Here is a 16007-nt window from a genome sequence, read left to right as displayed (position 1 = left end):
CCCGATAACTTTGATACCCGTCAGTTATGCGGAGCATAAGCAGTTTGTGCTATAAAGAGCCGCAACCGGCAAAGATGAGCGACAGAGGAGTTTTGGTGAATGCGTAATCGCACACTAGCGGATTTAGACCGCGTGGTGGCACTCGGCGGTGGACACGGATTAGGTCGCGTGATGTCAGCGCTGTCACCCCTGGGTTCAAGACTGACCGGCATCGTCACCACTACCGACAATGGCGGTTCGACCGGCCGTATTCGTCGCTCGGAAGGCGGCATCGCCTGGGGCGATATGCGTAACTGCCTTAATCAGTTAATTACTGAACCAAGCGTCGCCTCAGCGATGTTTGAGTACCGTTTTAACGGTAATGGCGAATTATCGGGCCATAATCTCGGTAATTTGATGCTGAAAGCGCTCGACCACCTCAGCGTGCGACCGATTGAAGCGATTAATCTGATCCGTAACCTGCTGAAAGTTGATGCTTTTCTGATTCCAATGTCAGAACAGCCGGTCGATTTAGTGGCGCTCGATGCTGAGGGTAATTGGGTCTATGGCGAAACCGATATCGATCAGTTAACGCTGCCACCGCAGGAGCTGATGCTTTCGCCAGCGGTAAACGCCACCCGTGAAGCGATTGAGGCCATTGGCGAAGCCGATCTGATTTTAATCGGTCCCGGCAGCTTCTATACCAGCCTGATGCCGGTTCTGCTAATGCCTGATATGGCCCAGGCACTGCGCCGCACGCCGGCAACGATGGTGTTTATTGATAATCTCGGTCGCGAAGTCAGCCCGGCAGCCGCTGATTTGACGCTGGCCGACAAGCTGACAATGATGGAAAAAGTGATCGGTAAGAAAGTCATTGATGCGGTGGTAACCGGCCCGCAGCGAGAAACCCAGGGAGTAGAGGATCGTCTGCTGATCCGTGAGCCGCTGGAAGCCGCTGATATCAAACACCGTCACGACCGCCAGCTGCTGCGTATTGCGCTGGAACATGCTATTCAGGCGATTGCCTGACTTCCGGCGGGCCAGATTTCACAGCCCGCCGGATAGCCGCACCCAATCAGGAAGCCGCAATAAACAGTTCACGCGCCTCATGCAACTGATCGCGCACCGCCGCAGCCTCTTCAAACTCCAGATTCTGCGCATGTTGCTGCATCAGTGATTCCAGCTCATGAATTTTCTTCTGCAACGCCTGCGGCGTCAGCGCCAGGTAGCTGCCCTCGGTCTCGGCCGCCACGCGGGTTGATTTGCCACGCCCTTTGTTTTTGTTTTTGCCGGTGCCCTGTCCAATCTGCAAGATATCAGCGATTTTCTTGTTCAGGCCCTGCGGCACAATGCCATTCTCTTTGTTGTACTGCTCCTGCTTCTCACGGCGGCGCTCGGTCTCGCCGATGGCCTTCGCCATCGAGTTGGTAATGCGATCGCCATACAGAATCGCCTTGCCGTTGATATTACGCGCGGCGCGACCAATGGTCTGAATCAACGAACGTTCGGAGCGCAGGAAGCCCTCTTTGTCGGCATCCAGTATCGCTACCAGCGACACCTCTGGCATATCAAGCCCCTCACGCAGCAGGTTGATCCCCACCAGCACATCGAACTCGCCGAGGCGCAGATCGCGGATAATCTCCACCCTTTCGACAGTATCGATATCCGAGTGCAGATAGCGCACCTTTTCGCCATGCTCCTCAAGGTACTCGGTCAGATCTTCCGCCATGCGCTTGGTCAGCGTGGTCACCAGCACCCTTTCGTTAATCGCCGCCCGCTTACGGATCTCAGACAACAGGTCATCGACCTGAGTCCCGACCGGACGCACTTCGATAATCGGATCGAGCAGACCGGTCGGGCGCACCACCTGATCGATAATCTCTTCACCCGATTTCTCCAGCTCGTAGTTACCCGGCGTCGCGGAGACATAAATGGTCTGTGGTGCCAGCGCTTCAAACTCTTCGAATTTCATCGGGCGGTTATCCAGCGCCGACGGCAGACGGAAGCCATACTCCACCAGCGTCTCTTTACGCGCACGGTCGCCGCGATACATGCCACCAATTTGCGGAATCGTAACGTGCGACTCATCCACCACCAGCAGGCCATCAGCTGGCAGATAGTCAAACAGCGTCGGCGGCGCTTCGCCCGGTCCACGACCTGAAAGGTAGCGCGAATAGTTTTCGATCCCGGAGCAGTAACCCAGCTCGTTCATCATCTCGAGATCGAACTGTGTACGCTGCGACAGGCGCTGCTCTTCCAGCAGCTTATTGTTGGCCAGCAGCACCTGACGACGATCCGCCAGCTCAACTTTGATCTCTTCCATCGCCTGTAAAATACGCTCACGTGGCGTAACGTAGTGGGTTTTCGGGTAGATGGTATAGCGTTGCAGCACCTCCAGCACCTGGCCGGTCAGTGGGTCCAGCAACGACAGCCGCTCGACTTCTTCATCGAACAGCTCAACGCGTAGCGCAATTTCATCGGATTCCGCCGGAAAGATATCGATAACCTCGCCGCGCACGCGGAATGTCCCGCGCTGAAACGCCTGGTCATTGCGCGTGTACTGCAATTCGGTCAGACGGCGCAGAATCGAGCGTTGATCGATTATCATGCCGCGCGTCAGATGCAGCATCATTTTCAGATAAAGATCGGGATCGCCCAGACCATAAATCGCCGATACCGAAGCCACCACAATCACATCGCGGCGTTCCAGCAGCGCTTTGGTGGCCGAGAGCCGCATTTGCTCAATATGTTCGTTCACCGAGGCGTCTTTCTCGATAAAGGTATCTGAGCTTGGCACATAGGCTTCGGGCTGATAGTAGTCGTAATATGAGACGAAATACTCCACCGCATTATCGGGGAAAAACTCTTTCATCTCGCCGTACAGCTGCGCAGCCAGCGTTTTGTTTGGCGCCAGCACCATCGTCGGGCGATTAAGATCGGCAATCACATTCGCGACGGTAAAGGTTTTTCCTGAGCCGGTCACCCCCAGCAGCGTCTGATGGGCAAGACCATCTTCCAGCCCTTCCTCAAGGCGTCGAATTGCCTCGGGCTGGTCGCCAGAAGGTTTAAATGCGGAATTAAGTTTAAAAACTTTGCTCATTGATGGGCTACCTGAAGAAGAAAAGCGCGAACCGGAGTGTAATTCTACTCCCCCTTGGCAAATTTTCCAGAAAATTATACTGGATATAATAACAGTTATTTCGCACAATGTGTGGTCTCAGAGTAATCACTGACTTTTCTCCGACTTTACTGGACAAATGCCTGAGGACAGGTCGATAAGGTTATCCCCAGAAGTTTTGAACCTTTAACATTTGTCAAGCGCACTGTCGCGAAAGCGTCACAGAGGAAATGTCGGAAATGCCGCAGGCTTGATTTTCATCAACTTGTTGATTTCATTTCAATTGATTCCTGAGTCGAGATAAGCATCAGTTAAAGCCGAAGCCGCGTCCGCTCTCGCTTATCACATGTTTTCAGTATCTAATGCACAAGGTTATCCACAGGAATAGTGGATAACTGATTTCAGCGCCCGAAACATCAGGTGTGTATAAATCTGTGCTGCACCCGTTCTGCGCGCTGAAATATTTTTTTTTCGCTTTTTTTCATCTTTTCTTATCGCTAAACGGCCTATGCAATGCATAACTTGCCGCGCCATGCCACTGTTTTCGGACATTGTTTTTGGGATGCGCTTCTCGTCGATATTGCCCAATTCCGCTCCCTTTGCACCACTCAGCCCAGTCATAAGCACCGTAACAGTGCAGGCCACTGTTAACCTTATGTGATTATTTAACTCCACTGACTAATTGAAAGGCTTAATTACTCGCCAAAGGTAAAAGTTAACTTTTTCTGATACGAGCTGGCCTGTTAATTGCAGCACGTCTTTACTACCTCGCGCTTATAAACACCGGGCCAGCAAAGCCCGTTGCCAGCGCAAGATAATCCCGAAGGAGTGTGCCCGATGCTAAGTTTACGTGCGGTTAATCAATTTTATGGTCAGAACCATATTTTGTGGGATGTTGATCTCGATCTGCCGCCCGGTACTTGTACCGGAATTATCGGGCGTCCGGGCATGGGAAAAACCACGCTGGTCAACTGCATTATGGGCAACTTGCCGGTCAACAGCGGCAGCATGACGTGGCAGGAAAATGGCGCGCCGCCGAAAAATCTGCTGCTGCAACCGATGGAGACCCGGGCGCGGATGGGCATCGGCTATGTGCCGCAGGGGCGCCATATTTTCTCGCAGTTAACCATTGAAGAAAATTTACTGATTGCGCTACTGGCCGGACAGAACGACCGCCACTGCGCCATTCCCGCCATGGTGTATGACCTGTTTCCACATCTTTACGCATTGCGCCATCAACGCAGCGGCGAGCTGCCTGTCGAGCAACAGCAGCAGCTGGCGCTGGCACGCGCGCTGGTGTTACAGCCGAAATTACTGATTCTTGATGAGCCGACCGAGGGGATGTCACCGTGGCTGGAGGAGGAGATGGGCAACCTGATTTATCGTCTTAATCATGATTTTGGCCTGACGATTCTGCTGCTGGAGCAGCGCCTGTCGGTGATTCGCCGCGTGGCGCACTACTTTCTGCTGCTGCATCGTGGACGTAATGTGGCGCAAGGTAAGGTTGCCCAGCTGGATGACAGTATGGTCAATATGTGGCTGACGGCGTCGTAACAGAGCGGGACGACATCAATCGTCCCGCGCCGGTTAATCTGGCAGCCGCAGGAAGTCGCCTGCGTGGTCGAATGCTTCAGGGCTGGTCAGCCACGGGATTTCGCCTAAAAACGGCGCCGGCAGCCGCTGGCGCAGCGTGGCGAGATATTCCTGATGCCGCTTACCTGGCGGCGCAATATCGTTAGCAATCCAGCCAGCGAACGGCAATCCGGCGGCGGCAATCGCCTGCGCGGTCAGCATGGCATGATTAATACAGCCCAGCTTAACTCCGACCACCAGGATTACCGGCAGCTGTTCCAGCCTGACCCAGTCGGCAAACGTCGTCTGCTCAGAAAGCGGCGTAAACCAGCCGCCTGCCCCTTCGGTCAGCACCCAGTCCGCTTTAGCACTGAGCTGCGCCAGCCCGGCCGACATCTGGCTGAACGTAATCGCTCTGCCCTGCTCGGCGCTGACGATATGCGGCGAAGTCGGCTCAAGAAAGGCCAGCGGATTCACCTCATGATAATCCAATGCCAGCGCACTGTATTTTTGCAGCGCCAGCGCGTCGCTGTTGCGCAACCCAGCGGGCGTTGATTCACAGCCCGATGCCACGGGCTTGTAGCCGACAGCACAATAGCCTGCCCGCACCGCCGCCTGCAACAAGGCGCTGCTGGCGACGGTTTTTCCCACTTCGGTATCGGTTCCGGTGACGAACCAGCGTTTACTCACAATGAATCACTCCAAACACTAAATGGTAACTGAGCAGAAAACCGCGCGCGTCGCGTTGCCAGACATTCTCCAGCTGCTGCAGACGCTGGCGGGTCATCAGTCCGGCACTGCGGCCCTGATGCACATGGGTTGCGCCAATCCCCTTTAGCGAACGCATCGCCGACAGCACGTCCGGGAAAGCCAGCGTCAGCGTCTGCTGGCTCAGCTGCATTGACCTTCCGGCAGCGGCAGCGGCGATCTGTTCAACGGGAAGAAAAGGATTGACATGTACCGCACCGTCAACCTGTAACCACGCATCACGCACTTCGCTGAGCGAGTCGGCTGCCAGCGTGGAAAACAGCACCTTGCCGCCGACGCGCGTCACCCGGCACAGCTGGTTAAGCGCATGGGCTAAATCATCGCACCACTGTACTGCCAGATTACTCCAGCAGAGATCGACCGCCCGATCGGGCAACGGTATCGCATCGATATCGCCATGCAGATAGTGGTGCGCGACCTGACAATTTTGCGCCTGTGCCAGCATCGCCGCAGAAAGATCGAGCGCTGTCACTTCGCAACCGCGCTCGCGCCAGCGCTGGCTGAACCAGCCGGTGCCACAGCCTGCATCCAGTATGCGGTGATACGGGGAGATATCGATCAGCGACATCAGCTGCTCACCGCAACGTCGTTGCAGCTCAGCATGCTGGTTATAACTGTGCGCGGCGCGGCCAAATGCCTGCGCCACTGCCTGTTTATTCACCCTGAGCGTCATACAGCCTCTCCAGTAGTGCATCGATATCATCTGGCTGCTGGCTGGCATTCAGCGTAATCCGCAGTCTTGCGGTGCCCGGCGGCACGGTAGGCGGGCGGATCGCTGTCACCCAGCAGCCGCGCGCGCGTAACCGCTCAGCTAACGCCACGGCGGCCTGGTTTTCCCCGACGATCAGCGGCTGGATCGCCGTTTGTGAATCGCCGAGGGTATAGGGCAGTTCGCCTGCGCCACGACGAAAACGGGCGATATTTTCATCCAGCTGCTGCCGCAGTTCGTCGCCCTGCTGAACCGCCCTGAGTGCTGCCTGTAACGCACAGGCCTGCGCAGGCGGCATTGAGGTGCTGTAAATCAGATGACGGGCAAACTGCAACAAATAGTCGGCGGTATCGTTATCGCAGAGCACCGCGGCCCCGCTGACGCCAAAAGCTTTGCCAAAGGTGACCACCAGCAATTCCGGTTTGATCTGTTGCTGCCAGCAGCTGCCACGCCCCTGCTCGCCCAGCACCCCAATCCCGTGCGCGTCATCCACCATCAGCCAGCTGCTGGCCTGCCGTGCCAGTTGATGCAGCTGCGCCAGCGGAGCGGCATCGCCGTCCATGCTGAATACCCCTTCGGTCACCACCAGCGTTTCCGCTGCGCTGTCACCGGCCAGCAATTTTTGCAGGCTGGCGGGCTGATTGTGGCTGAAACGACGCAGGGTTGCCGGACTAAGGCTCGCGGCTTCCAGCAATGAAGCGTGCGCTAATTTATCGGCGAAGATACGGTCACCTTTCGCCATTAACGCCGCAATCAGCGCCTGATTTGCCGCAAAACCGGAAATAAACAGCAAGGCGCGGGAATAGCCGAGCCAGTCGGCCAGCTGCGCTTCGAACTCGGCATGGGCAGCGGTATAACCGGTGACGTGCCCCGAGCCGCCAGAGCCAACGCCGTAGCGTTCAGCCCCCTGCTGCCAGGCACGTATCACCCGTAAATCGTGGCTCAGTCCAAGATAATCGTTACCGGAAAAGTTGCGATAACGCTGGTTATTGACCTCAATCCAGCGCGCATCGCCTTGTTGATTAAGGATGCGCTGACGCAGTCGGCCGGTTTCCCGGCGCTGCGTCAGCGCCTGCTGTATGCGGTGTTGCCAGCTCATCAGACCGCCGCGTTGTAAAACTTATCGCTATCGGCATTAAACAGCTGCTCGGTCAACACATGCTGCTGCTCGTTATCCCCTGCGTCAGTGGTGGTGTGCTCAGGATTCAGCCCCAGCTTGCGGAACAACAGCAGGTCTTTATCTTCCTCAGGGTTTGGCGTAGTCAGCAATTTGCAACCGTAGAAAATCGAGTTGGCTCCGGCCATAAAACACATTGCCTGCGTCTGCTCGCTCATCTGCTCGCGACCGGCTGACAGGCGTACATGGGAAGCCGGCATCATAATGCGCGCCACGGCAATGGTGCGGATAAAATCAAACGGCTCGACGTCTTCGTTATCAGCCATCGGCGTGCCTTTCACTTTCACCAGCATATTGATGGGCACGCTTTCTGGCGGCACCGGCAAATTCGCCAGCTGTACCAGCAGACCCGCGCGATCTTTCACCGTTTCGCCCAGCCCGACAATGCCGCCGGAACAGACTTTAATCCCGGCATCGCGCACTTTACCCAGCGTATCCAGACGCTCCTGATAGCTGCGGGTGGTGATCACGCTGCCGTAAAATTCTGGCGAGGTATCGAGGTTGTGATTGTAAAAATCGAGACCGGCGTCAGCGAGGCGGTGCGCCTGGCTGTCGTTCAGCGTGCCGAGCGTCATGCAGGTTTCCATGCCCATCGCCTTGACCCCTTTCACCATCTGCTCAAGGTAGGGTAAATCGCGATCGTGCGGATTTTTCCAGGCTGCGCCCATACAAAAACGGCTGGAGCCGGCGGCTTTCGCCTTGCGTGCTGACGCCAGCACCTCTTCGACTTCCATCAGGCGTTCGGATTCCAGACCGGTTTTATAACGCGCACTCTGCGGACAGTATTTACAATCTTCCGGGCAGGCTCCGGTTTTGATTGAAAGCAGGGTACTGACCTGCACCTGTCGCGGATCAAAATGCTGGCGATGCACCTGCTGCGCTTCGAACATCAGTTCGAGAAAAGGCTTGTTAAACAGGGCCTGCGCCTGTGCGATTGTCCAACGGTTTGCCATTGCTTGCTCCAAAAAAAGGGGGTCGTAAATATTCACTGCTGAGTTATACTTGTAAACTAAATCTTTTTATTTTGGTTTACAAGTCTCGCTATGACCCCATCCGACCTCGCTTTTGACCGCAATCATATCTGGCACCCCTATACCTCGATGACCGATCCCCTGCCCTGCTATCCGGTCGTTGCGGCTGAGGGAACCTCACTGCAACTGAGCGACGGACGCCTGCTGGTCGATGGCATGTCATCCTGGTGGGCGGCGATCCACGGTTATAACCATCCGCGCCTCAATCAGGCAATGCAGCAGCAGATCGGCCAGATGTCGCACGTGATGTTTGGCGGCATTACGCATCCGTCAGCGGTCGCGCTGTGCCGTAAGCTGGTGGCGATGACGCCAGCGGCACTGGAGTGTATATTTCTCGCCGATTCCGGCTCGGTAGCGGTCGAAGTATCGATGAAAATGGCGCTGCAATACTGGCAGGCGCGCGGCGAAAAGCGTCAGCAATTTCTCACCCTTCGTAACGGTTATCACGGCGATACTTTTGCCGCGATGTCGGTCTGCGATCCGCAAAACTCGATGCACAGCCTGTATCAGGGTTACCTGCCGAGCCATCGCTTTGCCGATGCGCCACAGTGTCGCTTTGACGACCGCTGGCTGGAGCGCGATGTCGATTCGTTTGAACAACTGATCGGCAACCATAAATCGTCGCTGGCGGCGGTGATTCTGGAGCCGATTGTGCAGGGCGCGGGCGGCATGCGTTTTTATCATCCGCGCTATTTGCAGCGGGTGCGTGAGCTGTGTGACCAGCATCAGGTACTGCTGATCGCCGATGAAATCGCCACCGGCTTTGGCCGCACGGGCAAACTGTTCGCCTGTGAACATGCCGATATCACGCCGGATATTCTCTGCGTTGGTAAAGCTCTGACCGGCGGCACCATGACGCTCTCTGCCACGCTGACCACTCGTCAGGTGGCAGAGACCATCAGTAACGGTGCAGCAGGCTGCTTTATGCACGGCCCGACCTTTATGGGCAATCCGCTGGCCTGTGCGGTAGCCAGCGAAAGCCTGGCGATACTGGCGGAAAACCACTGGCAGGATCAGGTTGCCAGCATCGAACAGCAGCTGCGCAGCGCGCTGTTACCGCTGCGCGATCATCCGCGGGTGGCCGATGCGCGCGTACTCGGTGCCATCGGCGTGATTGAAACGCACCAGCCGGTGAAGATGGCGGAAATCCAGCAGTTCTTTGTTGAACAAGGCGTCTGGATCAGGCCATTTGGTCGCTTAATCTACCTGATGCCACCGTATGTGATTGAAGCATCAGCGCTTAAGCAGCTGACCGATGCAATTATCGCCGCGGTTGAACAGCCTGTGCTGTTTCAGGGGCACTGAACACCTGCCAGCGGGCACGGCGAGTAGTGATGCGCTACGCTTTTAGTCACTGACTAAAACGCAAAGGAGCCGATTATGTCGCAACTAACAGACACCAATCGCCGTGTAGTACTGGCGTCGCGCCCTCACGGTGCCCCGACTGAAGCCAATTTCCGCATTGAGCATCAGCATGTCCCTGTCCCGGCAGAGGGGCAGGTACTGCTGCGCACCGTCTGGCTGTCGCTCGACCCATATATGCGCGGACGCATGAGCGATGCCCCGTCCTATGTGCCACCGGTGGCGATTGATGAGGTGATGGGTGCCGGCACCGTCGCGATTGTTGAACAATCTAACCATGATGACTATACGCCGGGTGACTGGGTGGTCAGCCAGAGCGGCTGGCAGGACTTTGCCCTGTCAAACGGCAACGACCTGTTTAAACTGAGCGGCCCGGTACTCAAGCACCCTTCCTGGGCGTTGGGTATGCTCGGTATGACCGGCTTTACCGCCTATATGGGGCTGCTGGATATTGGTCAGCCGCAGGCGGGCGAAACCGTGGTGGTGGCTGCCGCAACCGGTGCAGTGGGTTCGATTGTCGGACAGATCGCCAAACTGAAAGGCTGCCATGTGATTGGTATCGCTGGCGGTGCGGAAAAATGCCGCTACGCCGAGGACGTGCTGGGCTTCGATAAGTGCCTGGATCACCATCAGGACGATCTGGCCGAAAAACTGAAACGCTACGCTGCCGACGGCATCGACGTCTACTTTGAAAACGTTGGCGGCAAAGTATTTGATGCGGTACTGCCGCTGATGAACAGCAAAGGGCGTATCCCGATGTGCGGGCTGATCGCCAGCTATAATGCGACTGGTCCGTCAGCCGGCCCGGACCGCCTGACGCAGTTCCAGGGCGCCATTTTGCGTAAACGCCTGCGCGTGCAGGGCTTTATCATCACCCAGGATTATGCCCATCGCTTTGAGGAATTTTTCCGTCAGATGAGCCAGTGGGTGGCGGAAGATCGCTTTGTGTTCCGCGAAGATGTGGTTGACGGGCTGGATAACGCCCCGGAAACCTTTATTGGTATGCTGGAAGGTAAAAACTTTGGCAAAGTGGTGGTACGCGTTGCCGCTGATCAACCCGGAGAACAAAAATGAAAGTGCTGATGGTATTAACCTCCCACAATAAACTGGGCGACACCGGCAAGCCGACTGGCTTCTGGCTGGAAGAATTTGCCGCACCCTATTATGTGTTTAAAGATGCCGGTGCCAATGTGGTGCTGGCTTCACCGCTGGGCGGGCAGCCACCGCTTGATCCGGTCAGCGATCAGCCTGAGGCACAAACTGCCGATACCGACCGCTTCCGTCAGGACTCCGCCGCGCAGCAGGCGCTGGCTAATACCCTGAAGCTGGAAACTGTCGACAGCAGCAAATATGACGCGGTGTTTTATCCCGGCGGTCACGGCCCCCTGTGGGACCTGGCCGAAGATAAATACAGCATCGCGCTGATTGAAAACCTGTATGCCAGCGGTAAACCGATTGGCGCGGTCTGTCATGCGCCCGGTGTACTGCGTCACGTTAAGAATGCTGACGGCACGCCGCTGGTGGCCGGCAAGCGCGTGACAGGGTTTACCAACAGTGAAGAAGAGGCGGTCGGGCTGACCGACGTGGTGCCTTTTTTGGTGGAAGATCAGCTGAAACAGCTGGGCGCACAGTTTGAACGTACCGATGACTGGGGCGTACTTAGCCTGACCGATGGTCAGCTGGTGACCGGGCAGAATCCCGCCTCTTCCGCCGCCGCCGCTGAAGCGTTACTGAAGTTACTGCAGAAATAAATTATATACAGGAGCGTTGATGAGAATTTACAGCCAGGATCTCAATCACGGAGAGAAGATGCCGCTGCGCCATGTGTTTAACGGCAAAGGCTATCAGGGAGAGAATATCTCTCCGCATCTGGCATGGGATGAGGTGCCATCCGGCACCAAAAGTTTTGTTGTCACCTGTTACGATCCTGATGCGCCAACCGGTTCCGGCTGGTGGCACTGGGGCGTGGCGAATATTCCGGCCAATATTACGGTGTTGCCGCAGGGTGCGGGTTCCGGCATTGCCGAACTGCCTGCCGAGGCGGTACAGACCCGTACCGATTCTGGTCATGCCGGATACGGCGGTGCTGCGCCACCACAAGGTGAATCGCATCGCTATATCTTTACCGTGTATGCGTTAGATGTGGAAAAGCTGGAAGTGGATGAACACGACAGTGGTGCCGTGCTCGGTTTTAATGTGCATTTCCATACCCTGGGCAGCGCATCATTAACTGTAATTTTCAATTAATTCAGCAAATTAAGTGGGCGACATTTCGCCGCCCACTTTAGAAACTGGCATCCAGGATAATTACAGCTGGTGAATCACCACCCACATCGGGCCCTGGCCTACCGCGTAACGTGCTAACGGGTTAAGCAGCCCGGTCTCAGCAGCGATTTTATACACTTCGATATGGTGCGACTTCTGTCCTGCCGCCACCAGATACTGGCCGCTGTGGTCGATATTAAACCCGCGCGGCTGCTGTTCAGTTGGCTGATAGCCAACCACTTCGAGCAGGCCACCCTCTTCACTGACGCGGAATGCAGTTATCACACTGGCGGTACGGTCACAGGCGTAGAGATAACGGCCATCCGGCGTCAGGTGAATATCGGCCGCCCAGCGCGTATCACTAAAGCCCTGCGGCATCATATCCAGACTCTGTACGCGTTCCACTTCGCCATTAGCATTGTTCAGCTGCCAGACGTCTACGGTGCTGTCGAGCTCGTTCACGCAATAGGCATACTGTTGATTCGGATGGAACGCCATATGGCGCGGCCCTGCGCCCTCAACGGTAGTCACCTGCGCCTGTTGACGCGGTTCCAGCTTGCCATCAGCGCTCAGCGAATAGAGGCAGATGCGGTCCTGTTTCAGCGCCGGGACAAACACCGTCTGATTGCTGATATCAGCATTGGCCGAGTGGCAGCCTTCCAGTCCGCCAATCACCTGGCTCGGCTCCTGTGGCAAGCCGTCTGTACCAATCGGGCTGATGCTGAAAGAGGCATCATTATACGAGGCGCTGAATAAGAAGCGACCGTTGCGATCGGTGGAAATATGGCTCGGGCTGCCCGGCAGCGAAGCCTGTCCGGCCTCTGTCAGCGTACCGTCTTCAGCAATACGGAAGGCGATCACACGAAAATCTGGGCGGGCACCGACGTAGAGATAACCCTGGGTCGGATTCACTACCATTGGCTGAACCTGTCCGGCGACGTCAACCACCTGCAGTAACGTCAGCTCGCCCTGCTCGCTGAGCTGCCAGACGTGGATTTGCTGGCTTTCGGGGCTGGCGGTGTAGACAACTTGTTTCATGAATGCTCCTTGTTCAATGCCTGAAAGAGAGACCTGCCGCAAAGCGTAGCGTGTTTTACGGCAGCCCGTCAGTTGGATTTGTCACCGGCTGGTTTGGTCGAAACAGCAGCAAGGTGTAGTATCATTGACTTATTAATAATTACCACCGGAATGACTTATGAGCTATCGCGTAATTGCCCTTGATCTCGACGGCACCCTGCTGACCCCCAATAAAACCATACTCCCTGAGTCGCTGGAAGCACTGGCGAAGGCGCAACAGGCTGGCGTAAAAGTGCTGATCGTCACCGGTCGTCATCACGTGGCTATCCATCCTTTTTATCAGGCACTGGCGTTAGATACACCTGCAATCTGCTGTAATGGCACCTATTTGTATGATTATCAGGCGAAAAAGGTGCTGGCGTCCGACCCACTGGCCAAACCGCAGGCGCAAAGAGTGATTGAAATGCTCGAGCAGCAGTCGATTCATGGTCTGCTGTATGTCGATAACGCGATGCTGTATCAGAACGCCACCGGTCACGTCACCCGCACGCTTAACTGGGCGCAGTCACTGCCGGAATCGCAGCGTCCGACCTTCCTGCAGGTCGACAGCCTGGCTGAAGCGGCGCAATCGGCACAGTCAATTTGGAAATTTGCCCTCTCCCACCCAGACACCAGCGCATTACAGCAGTTCGCTGACAGCGTAGAACAACAGCTCGGTCTGGCGTGCGAATGGTCATGGCACGATCAGGTTGATATTGCACAATTGGGAAATAGCAAAGGTAAACGATTAGCACAATGGGTTGAATCGCAGGGATTATCAATGAACCAGGTTATTGCTTTTGGGGATAACCATAACGATCTTAGTATGCTAAAAAATGCTGGTCTTGCCGTGGCTATGGGTAATGCCGTAGATGAAGTGAAAGAATGTGCTGATTTAGTGATAGGTACTAATGCTGAATCTGGAATTTCAGAGGTAGTTAAAAAGTGCTTTGCCAGTCTACCCGCATAAAAGATTGTCTGAATGTCAGTTAGGTTAAGACGTCATAAATTGTAGCGGCACACTGAATTTGACCACCTGAATAGAGGTGATATCATCGCTTCACAGTCAAAACTATGACGGGACTTAACAAACGCAATTTTAGCTCCGAGTTTCGCCTCGAAGATGCCCAGCTTGTACTCGATCAGCATTACACTATTGCCGCTGCTCCCACGGCAATGAATGTTGGCAAATCTACTATGAACAAGGGGTTCGACAACTTAAAGAAGAACGTGGTGGAAAGTCGCTCACTCCTTCGCCAATGAAACCTGTACAGATTGAAATATGCGAGCTTTAGAAAAGACATCAACACGTTGAAATAGAGAGATATTTTAAAGAAAGCTACCGCGCTCTTGATTTCATACTCCCTGAACAGTTCTTATTAGTTGAGAAATTCAGGGCGCGGTTTCCGATTGCCATTCTGTGCAACGTGTCTGGGATCCATCTCGGCAGCTATAAATACTGGTGGCAGCCAAAAAGTCTGATTTCACGAAAGTGGCATTACTGAGCCTTGAACGTTAAGTTTATCGCGAAAGTAACGACTCAGCAGGAGCGCGCAGCATTGCCGCTATGGTCACAACTAAAGTTATAAAATTGAGCCGCTGGAGGGCAACAAAGCTAAAGAAGGCGATCAATATTATCAGCTGTCAGCAGCCCGGCCATCGTTGTAAGAAGGAGTTTAAGGAACACATTGGGTTCTCTAATTATCAGGATCGTCAGTTAGCTGTTTTTGAGCCTAATCAGGCCTGATGCGTTGATATGACTTATATCTGGACGGGAAAACGCTGAGCTTATCTGGCTGCTGTAAACGATTTATTTGCCCGTAAACCGGTCGGCTAAGCGATGTCATTTTTCTCAGGTTCAGCACTGACAGCGAAAGCGCTGCCGATGGCCTGTAAAGCATGGGAAAAACCGACTAATTTGTTGTATCACTCGGATCAAGAAATTTACTATATAACCAGTAATTTTAGACAGTTACCGTGGTGACATTAGATAAATTAAAGCCTGAAAACGAAGTGTGTGCCGGATAACGTGTATGCAAACTTAACTTAAGCCAATGCGGCGATAACGAATTACATCACGTGAAATTACAGCCAGCTCAGACCTCATCAATATAATGGTAGTTTGACGACGAATGAATCAGAACGATTGTTATGGAAAACTTTAGAGCAGTGGCCAGTTTTGTTGACCACTAAACACTCACTGCCTTGAAAGAAGTATCAAAGTGCAGAAAGAATAGATTCGGAAAATCTGAATGCGTTTAATTGAGCGGCCTCTTAGCTTTTTCGTAAACACGACTACAACGGTTAGGTCGTCACAGAACTGATGTCTACGGCAGTGATGGGTCCTGCAAGAACTATAGCTCTAAGGCCGATATGATTTAGGAGGATGTGGGCTGTGGTTTTAGAGAATTCGCAGAAGCTTTGGCTGGTGTAAGCCGGAAAGTTTGGTAGTTACTTTAAGCATATCAAGTCTAATTATCTTATATAAAAATAAATTAATCTATATCATCAAGGTGTTACGCATATAAAATACGCACCAGAACTTATTGATGCGATAACGTTATCATCCAACTTTGAAAAGGTAATGATCCGCACAGACCCCGAACTTAACCCTTTGAAATATTGAACATTTAGTTCTTCTGGAACATTATCCAAAGAAGGCTTAATGACTGACTTCATCGTCATTTCATAAGTTGATTCTTCTAACTTTACATAATCTAATACTACACTCCTGTTTACCTTGAAGCTTTTTTCATTATCATATGCCTCCCCGTATGCGTGAATTAAACCCTGACCATTTTTATATAAAATGATTGTAAGCGTTATACTGAAGAGATCTTTTTCATTCAGATTATCTTTTTTCTGTACTAAGATAGTCGAGCAGGTCAGATCGATATTCCTGCTTCTGTTCAGATAGATAATTAATGCGGTCACTAAGATTAGTAAAAAAATAGAAATTTTCTTTTTCAT

15 protein-coding genes and 1 pseudogene are annotated in these 16007 nt (G+C 53.9%); 8 read left to right on the top strand and 8 right to left on the bottom strand.

Annotation, left to right across the window (positions count from 1 at the left end):
- Nucleotides 1-99: 99 nt before the first annotated feature.
- A complete protein-coding gene (yvcK, locus tag RIN69_RS07595) occupies nucleotides 100-1008 on the top strand; it encodes a uridine diphosphate-N-acetylglucosamine-binding protein YvcK (protein WP_313856572.1) in 909 nt (302 codons plus the stop codon).
- A 46-nt stretch (nucleotides 1009-1054) separates the two neighbouring features.
- Here the strand turns inward: yvcK and uvrB are convergent, their stop codons facing one another.
- Together uvrB and RIN69_RS07585 are read right to left on the bottom strand one after the other, a co-directional pair.
- Nucleotides 1055-3079: an excinuclease ABC subunit UvrB gene (gene uvrB / locus RIN69_RS07590; protein WP_313856571.1), complete on the bottom strand. Its 2025-nt coding sequence runs from the start codon at nucleotides 3077-3079 to the stop codon at nucleotides 1055-1057.
- 390 nt (nucleotides 3080-3469) lie between these two features.
- Nucleotides 3470-3685, bottom strand: coding sequence for a hypothetical protein (locus RIN69_RS07585; protein ID WP_313856570.1), 216 nt, complete (start codon nucleotides 3683-3685; stop codon nucleotides 3470-3472).
- 249 nt (nucleotides 3686-3934) lie between these two features.
- On the opposite strand from RIN69_RS07585, the gene RIN69_RS07580 reads away from it, so the two are divergent.
- Nucleotides 3935-4651 carry an ABC transporter ATP-binding protein gene (locus RIN69_RS07580; protein WP_313856569.1) on the top strand — a complete coding sequence of 239 codons (717 nt, stop codon included), beginning with the start codon at nucleotides 3935-3937 and terminating at the stop codon, nucleotides 4649-4651.
- 33 nt (nucleotides 4652-4684) lie between these two features.
- Here RIN69_RS07580 and bioD read toward each other — a convergent pair whose 3' ends face one another.
- From bioD to bioB, 4 genes are read right to left on the bottom strand one after another with little or no spacing between them, the layout of a single operon-like run.
- Nucleotides 4685-5359, bottom strand: a complete 675-nt coding sequence (gene bioD, locus RIN69_RS07575) for a dethiobiotin synthase (protein ID WP_313856568.1) — start codon at nucleotides 5357-5359, stop codon at nucleotides 4685-4687.
- Entirely contained in the window at nucleotides 5352-6110 is a 759-nt protein-coding gene (gene bioC / locus RIN69_RS07570; RefSeq protein WP_313857635.1) for a malonyl-ACP O-methyltransferase BioC, read from the bottom strand. Before bioC ends, bioD begins: the two co-directional genes overlap by 8 nt.
- Nucleotides 6091-7245, bottom strand: a complete 1155-nt coding sequence (gene bioF, locus RIN69_RS07565; RefSeq protein ID WP_313856567.1) for an 8-amino-7-oxononanoate synthase — start codon at nucleotides 7243-7245, stop codon at nucleotides 6091-6093. Before bioF ends, bioC begins: the two co-directional genes overlap by 20 nt.
- Nucleotides 7245-8276: a biotin synthase BioB gene (gene bioB, locus RIN69_RS07560; protein ID WP_313856566.1), complete on the bottom strand. Its 1032-nt coding sequence runs from the start codon at nucleotides 8274-8276 to the stop codon at nucleotides 7245-7247. Before bioB ends, bioF begins: the two co-directional genes overlap by 1 nt.
- Nucleotides 8277-8366: 90 nt before the next feature.
- Here bioB and bioA point away from each other — a divergent pair, with 90 nt between their 5' ends.
- The 4 genes from bioA (at nucleotide 8367) to RIN69_RS07540 (ending at nucleotide 11963) form a co-directional block, all read left to right on the top strand.
- A complete protein-coding gene (gene bioA / locus RIN69_RS07555; protein WP_313856565.1) occupies nucleotides 8367-9659 on the top strand; it encodes an adenosylmethionine--8-amino-7-oxononanoate transaminase in 1293 nt (430 codons plus the stop codon).
- Nucleotides 9660-9734: 75 nt separating this feature from the next.
- Nucleotides 9735-10790, top strand: coding sequence for an NADP-dependent oxidoreductase (locus tag RIN69_RS07550; RefSeq protein ID WP_313856564.1), 1056 nt, complete (start codon nucleotides 9735-9737; stop codon nucleotides 10788-10790).
- Nucleotides 10787-11467: a type 1 glutamine amidotransferase domain-containing protein gene (locus RIN69_RS07545; RefSeq protein ID WP_313856563.1), complete on the top strand. Its 681-nt coding sequence runs from the start codon at nucleotides 10787-10789 to the stop codon at nucleotides 11465-11467. The genes RIN69_RS07550 and RIN69_RS07545 overlap by 4 nt, the downstream gene beginning before the upstream one ends.
- Nucleotides 11468-11486: 19 nt before the next feature.
- Nucleotides 11487-11963 (top strand): kinase inhibitor, encoded by a 477-nt coding sequence (locus RIN69_RS07540; protein WP_313856562.1) that lies wholly within the window; start codon nucleotides 11487-11489, stop codon nucleotides 11961-11963.
- 60 nt (nucleotides 11964-12023) lie between these two features.
- Here the strand turns inward: RIN69_RS07540 and pgl are convergent, their stop codons facing one another.
- Nucleotides 12024-13019: a 6-phosphogluconolactonase gene (gene pgl, locus RIN69_RS07535; protein WP_313856561.1), complete on the bottom strand. Its 996-nt coding sequence runs from the start codon at nucleotides 13017-13019 to the stop codon at nucleotides 12024-12026.
- 157 nt (nucleotides 13020-13176) lie between these two features.
- Between pgl and RIN69_RS07530 the strand changes: the two genes are divergently transcribed.
- Together RIN69_RS07530 and RIN69_RS07525 are read left to right on the top strand one after the other, a co-directional pair.
- Nucleotides 13177-14007 (top strand): pyridoxal phosphatase, encoded by an 831-nt coding sequence (locus RIN69_RS07530; RefSeq protein WP_313856560.1) that lies wholly within the window; start codon nucleotides 13177-13179, stop codon nucleotides 14005-14007.
- 104 nt (nucleotides 14008-14111) lie between these two features.
- A pseudogene (locus tag RIN69_RS07525) lies at nucleotides 14112-15246 on the top strand (transposase).
- 299 nt (nucleotides 15247-15545) lie between these two features.
- Here RIN69_RS07525 and RIN69_RS07520 read toward each other — a convergent pair.
- Nucleotides 15546-16007 carry a hypothetical protein gene (locus tag RIN69_RS07520; RefSeq protein ID WP_313856559.1) on the bottom strand — a complete coding sequence of 154 codons (462 nt, stop codon included), beginning with the start codon at nucleotides 16005-16007 and terminating at the stop codon, nucleotides 15546-15548.

Source organism: Winslowiella toletana (assembly GCF_032164335.1).
Taxonomy (GTDB): domain Bacteria; phylum Pseudomonadota; class Gammaproteobacteria; order Enterobacterales; family Enterobacteriaceae; genus Erwinia; species Erwinia toletana_A.
The sequence above is the reverse complement of the archived record's forward strand: the minus strand, read 5'-3'. Positions and strand labels throughout refer to the sequence as shown.